Here is a 5,358-nt window from a genome sequence, read left to right on the forward strand (position 1 = left end):
CATGCAAGATTAATATAACAATTCGTCCTAAAACTCTTGGGGCTAGCCCCAAGAGTTTTAAATATTAATTTTGCACTTATTACTTGAACTTAGAAAGGAAATCAATTCAATATTTAAATATAAAGATTTTCATTTTGAATTTGAAAAATTATCCGACCACATTTTATCCAAAAAAATACAAAGTTATTGGGATTTTGGACTAAGAAATACAGATTTAACCTCCGTTGGAGAACTAATTGGAATTTATGTATCAGATATATTACATCATACCAATACTAAGATAAATTGGGAGTAAAAAAAACGTGCCCTAACACCGTATATAACAAATAGCTGTGTCTTTTCTAATTCGAAAATTTTGGTATATTTGGGAAGTCGCCAATTTTTTATTTTGGCGTTTTACAAGTTTAATGATAAAAACTTAAAACAAAAAATTGGCTTGTGGCTCAACCGAAAAATTAGCGCATTTTTGCACGCTACTTGTCATATACACACACGTTGCCCACAAGCTAAAAAAAATTGAACTTAACAAAAAAATGTCAACAGAAATAAAAACTTGGGAAATTATCGAAGGAGAATTGAAACCGATAAGTTCAACGCTAACCGAAAATGGTCGAAAAGAATCAGAACATTTGGAACAATGGATTAAAACTAAACCTGATATCCTTGGTAATGATATTTTAATTATTGGAGAACAAGTTTATACTAAATCTGGACCACTTGATTTTCTCGGAATTGACAATAATGGAAATCTTGTAATTGTTGAATTGAAACGGGAAAAACTTGCACGACTTGTTCTGGCTCAAGCTATCGATTATGCATCCGACTTGTCTACTTGGGATATTGAAAAATTAAGCGAAATATGTATCGCCTATACAGGAGATAATTTGGAAGACCAATTAACAGCACATTTTGATGATATAAAAATAGATGATATAACAATTAATCAGTCACAAAGATTATTGCTCGTTGGTTTTGCTATAGAAGAACCTTTGAGCAGAATGATTGAGTGGTTATCGACTAATTTTGATATGGCAATAAATGCAATTATTTTAAATTATGTCAAAACCTCAAACGGAGCAGAAATACTTTCACGAACAGTAACAATTCCAGAAGAAATTGCGAAAGAGAAATCTAATAAAAAGAAATTCAAAATTGAAATGTCAGATGAACCTGGAGAATATGAGATGGCAAAATTAAAAGAATTTCTCAAATCTTACTTTACTAAAGCTAATTACTCTTCAAATAGAATTAAAAATGTGCTGCTTCCTGCCCTTCTAACCAAAAAAGTTCTAACAAGAAAACAGTTTAAAAAAGAATTTGTTAAAGCAAATGAAGCTGATGATGAAAGTCAAGCTGGATATTTTATTGCATTAATCTCAAACCAATTAGGACACGCTAAAAAAGATTATTTAAGACAAATAATTAATTACGAATATCCTGATAATCATTGGACAAAAGACAATTTTAGTTTAAGAGAAGGATACAGAGAATTAGTAGAAGAATTATTAACTGAACTGAAAAAAGCCAGTGGGCAACACCGTATATAACAAATAGCTGCGTCTTTTCTAAATTGAAAATTTTGGTATATTTGAGAAGTCGCCAATTTTTTATTTTGGCGTTTTAGAAGTTTAAAGTAAAAACTTAAAACAAAAAATTGGCTTGTAGCTCAACCGAAAAATTAGCGCATTTTTGCACGCTACTTGTCATATACACGCACGTTGCCAGTAATTTGAAAAAAAACAGCAGAATTTGAGAAAAACAGCATATTTAGACAATAATATATTCGTTGATATTGAACAAAATTCATTGTCGATTAACAACTTATTGGAAAATATTGACCAAAATCTAACTGATTTTTTCTATTCAGCATCGCATCTTCAAGAGGCGAATGAAATGACTGCCGAAACAAAAAATGAACTGAATGATAGACTTGTAAAACGATTTCAAACAATAAGTTCTGTAACAAAAAACAACTATCTATTTCAAGAATTACCATCAAATAAAGTTCATAAATTAAAAGAAAAACCTAGCGTAGTTTATAACACAATTAATGATGTTCCTTTCGCAAGAAATATGATAAAAGGAATGATGAGTACAGTAAATGAAGAACAAAAAGCGGAATTTAGAAAACAACTGAATATAGACCCAATCCGAATAAATAATTATTCGCCTAAAGAAGTTATTAAACAAATCAACTCGAAAAGCGACCTAATGGGAGGATTTTCACTTGTTGGAATGATTGAGAAAGCGGTTGAACTTCATCCACAAGGTAAAGAAATGGGATTACATAATCGGTTCGCAGGAATTTTTGAAATGTTAGATATGGTTGGATATTGGAAAGACAAATTCAATGAAAAATCTAATTACGCTAGACTTTGGGATTCAAGCCACAGTCATTTCTCTAGTTACTGTGATTATTTTATTTGCAATGACAAACGAACAAGAAATAAAGCAAAAGTAGTTTTTGAAATATATGGAATTGAAACTAAAGTATTAGATTCAAGTGGAAAGGAATAAAAACTACTGGCAACAACGTGTATAATTCATTGCTGGTTATCGCCTACTTACGAAAGTCCTCGCGGACTTTCTATCTGTGATTTATTTGCTAACTTTAGCGCTTAAAACACGCAACGAAATCATACACAAGACCGTTGTAAGTAATGCCGAAAAACCCAGAAACCGAATGAAAAAAACAATATTCGAAATTACCAAAATGGACTGTCCTTCAGAGGAAAATCTAATCCGAATGAAATTGGACGGAATTTCAAGTATTGCGAATTTGGATTTTGATATTCCAAACCGAAAACTGACTGTTTTTCACAGCGGAGAATCTGACCAAATCGAAAAGTCCGTTATTGAACTAAATTTAGGCGGAAAAAAAATCTCGACCGAACAGACTGACCAAACGGAATTTAAAGAAAATGCAAACCAAAAAAAGCTACTTTGGTCTGTACTTGCAATCAATTTTGCCTTTTTCATTATCGAAATGACAACGGGAATAATCTCAAAATCAATGGGACTTGTTGCAGACAGTTTGGATATGCTTGCAGATAGTTTCGTGTACGGAATTAGCTTGTTTGCGGTTGGCGGAACGTTGATAAAGAAAAAGCGGATTGCAAAACTTGCTGGATATTTTCAAATAACACTTGCGATTATCGGATTTGTGGAAGTTCTAAGAAGATTCTTCGGAGACGAGAAACTTCCCGATTTTTCGACAATGATTACCGTTTCGATTTTTGCACTTATTGCAAACGGAATTTGTCTTTACATTTTGCAAAAGTCAAAAAGCAAAGAAGAGGCTCATATGAAAGCGAGTATGATTTTTACATCAAATGACATGATTATCAATTTAGGAGTAATAATTGCTGGAATTTTGGTAAATTGGTTGAGTTCGAGCAAACCTGATTTGATTATCGGAACAGTCGTTTTTGTTCTGGTAATTCAAGGAGCGTTTCGGATTTTAAAATTAAGTAAGTAAATGAATAAATAAAGCACTACTTACAACAACGTGTATAATTAATGGCTAGTTCGAGCTTACTTACGAAAATCCTCGCGGATTTTCTATTCGGTTTTTATTTGCTAAATTAGGTGCTTAAACACGCCACTAATCATACACAAAACCGTTGCCCACAATTTGAAAAAAAATCGCGTGAAAATAATATACTTAGCAATAATCTTAATCGGAACAAATCTTTATGCGCAAGATACAATTGTGTATAAAGGAATTTTAAGAGGTGATTTTTTGCTGGAAACCATTGAACTTTATCCTGACAACACTTTCAAATGGACAAATGAATATGATTTGACTTGGAGCGAATACGGAAAATATAAAATAACCGACAATAAACTGATTTTAAAACATTTCATATTTTCGGATTATCCAGAAACTATGAGTTTAAAAGATAGTATTTCGAAAATTAAAAAACCGACTAAAACACGAGTACTCGAAATTGAGAATAATCGGATTTATCCAATTACGGACAAAGGAAAACGAATTACAAAAATGAAAGACCCGTATTTTAGAAGAAAATGGGGATGGCTATTGGGAAATCGATTTGAATATAAAATAACACGTGAAAAATAAAAACTGTGGGCAACAATGTATAACCGCAATTACGGCGGATTCGACTACGTCCGAATCCACTCGGAATTGCTAACGTCAGTGCTTAACCGAAAATTATTAACTTTAAATCCGTAACTGACGGTTATACAAGACCGTTACAGCTAAGTTAAGTCGTTGATTTTAAAAATCCTCTCTCCTATTTTGATATTCAAGTATTTTATGAAAAGAAATATTTGAATCGGGAAAATCTCTCTGAAAATAAGACTGAATTCTGTCATTTGCCAAATGGAATTTGTACTAAGATTTTAGACGAGCTCGCCAAAAGGTTTGGAATTGAAAATCTCTACGGAGATAATCAGAAAGCCAGCCAAACGGATTTTTAACTGTAGAATAATGACGAGCTAAACGAAATCGGTTATCTTAAAAATCGCTATGAAAATATGACAAAAGCTAGATCATCGAATTTAGAAATTAAAGAAATCAATCTTTTGAGAATATAAAACGATGAAAAGCCAAGCGCTCCGAAAAAAAATTACATTTTTTAGAGGATTTTAAGTTGAATTGAAATGTAGAACCTGAGTTAAATCGAAATAAAAACCTAGCTGTAACACTATGTATAAGTAATAGCGAAGTCTGTGTTGAAAAACGAAAATTAAGTTATAAATTTATAGCTTTAGAAATGAGAAAATGTTTCGAGCTAAAATCTCGCTACTACTCATACACAAAACCGTTGTGTGCAATATAAAACAAAATTCACCGAATAAATTAAATCATAAAAATAATGGAAATAAGGTCGGATTTTAGAAATGGATATTTTAATGTTTACAATTCTCAAAAAGACATAATTGGCAAAATTAAAATTGACAAAAAAGTAGACTTTAAAGAAACCGAAATCATTGTCGAGAATAAAAAATATCAAATTATTCGAAATAAATGGAACGCTAAAATTTATGAAAATGATAAATTACTCTACCATTTAAAGACTAATTCAATTTCTGGAAATACTGAAATAATTGAATTAAATAAAAAAATAAAAGGAGTTTGGGGTCTAAAATGGGGAACGCGGCTACTAGATAAAAACGGAAAAACGCTATTGAAAATTCGTAATGAAAAACAATCCGTAAATAATGGAAATTATATAATTAAGTTTAGTACACGACAAAAATTGTTTAACTATTTGATTTTTAACAAAGTAAAGTGAATTTTAATCTTCTTTATATTGCATAAAATACTGGAATTCAGTATATTAAAGCATTATTCTTCAAGTAATGACTTTAAAAAAGAACTCCAGTACA

At 31.1% G+C, this 5,358-nt stretch carries 5 protein-coding genes; all 5 read left to right on the top strand.

Annotated features, from left to right (window positions below):
• The first annotated feature begins 533 nt into the window (after positions 1–533).
• The 5 genes from BLV84_RS12065 (at position 534) to BLV84_RS12085 (ending at position 5,264) form a co-directional block, all read left to right on the top strand.
• The gene (locus tag BLV84_RS12065) at positions 534–1,547 is read left to right on the top strand and encodes an endonuclease NucS domain-containing protein (protein WP_093246045.1); all 1,014 of its coding nucleotides are present in this window, start codon (positions 534–536) and stop codon (positions 1,545–1,547) included.
• 202 nt (positions 1,548–1,749) lie between these two features.
• Positions 1,750–2,517: a hypothetical protein gene (locus tag BLV84_RS12070; protein WP_093246032.1), complete on the top strand. Its 768-nt coding sequence runs from the start codon at positions 1,750–1,752 to the stop codon at positions 2,515–2,517.
• Between the two features lie 166 nt (positions 2,518–2,683).
• Complete coding sequence (locus tag BLV84_RS12075) at positions 2,684–3,478, top strand: cation efflux transmembrane domain-containing protein (RefSeq protein ID WP_093246035.1); 795 nt, start codon at positions 2,684–2,686, stop codon at positions 3,476–3,478.
• Positions 3,479–3,649: 171 nt separating this feature from the next.
• Positions 3,650–4,084: a hypothetical protein gene (locus BLV84_RS12080; protein WP_093246039.1), complete on the top strand. Its 435-nt coding sequence runs from the start codon at positions 3,650–3,652 to the stop codon at positions 4,082–4,084.
• Between the two features lie 760 nt (positions 4,085–4,844).
• Positions 4,845–5,264 carry a hypothetical protein gene (locus tag BLV84_RS12085; protein ID WP_093246042.1) on the top strand — a complete coding sequence of 140 codons (420 nt, stop codon included), beginning with the start codon at positions 4,845–4,847 and terminating at the stop codon, positions 5,262–5,264.
• Positions 5,265–5,358 lie beyond the last annotated feature (94 nt).

It is taken from the genome of Psychroflexus halocasei (assembly GCF_900107595.1).
Taxonomy (GTDB): domain Bacteria; phylum Bacteroidota; class Bacteroidia; order Flavobacteriales; family Flavobacteriaceae; genus Psychroflexus; species Psychroflexus halocasei.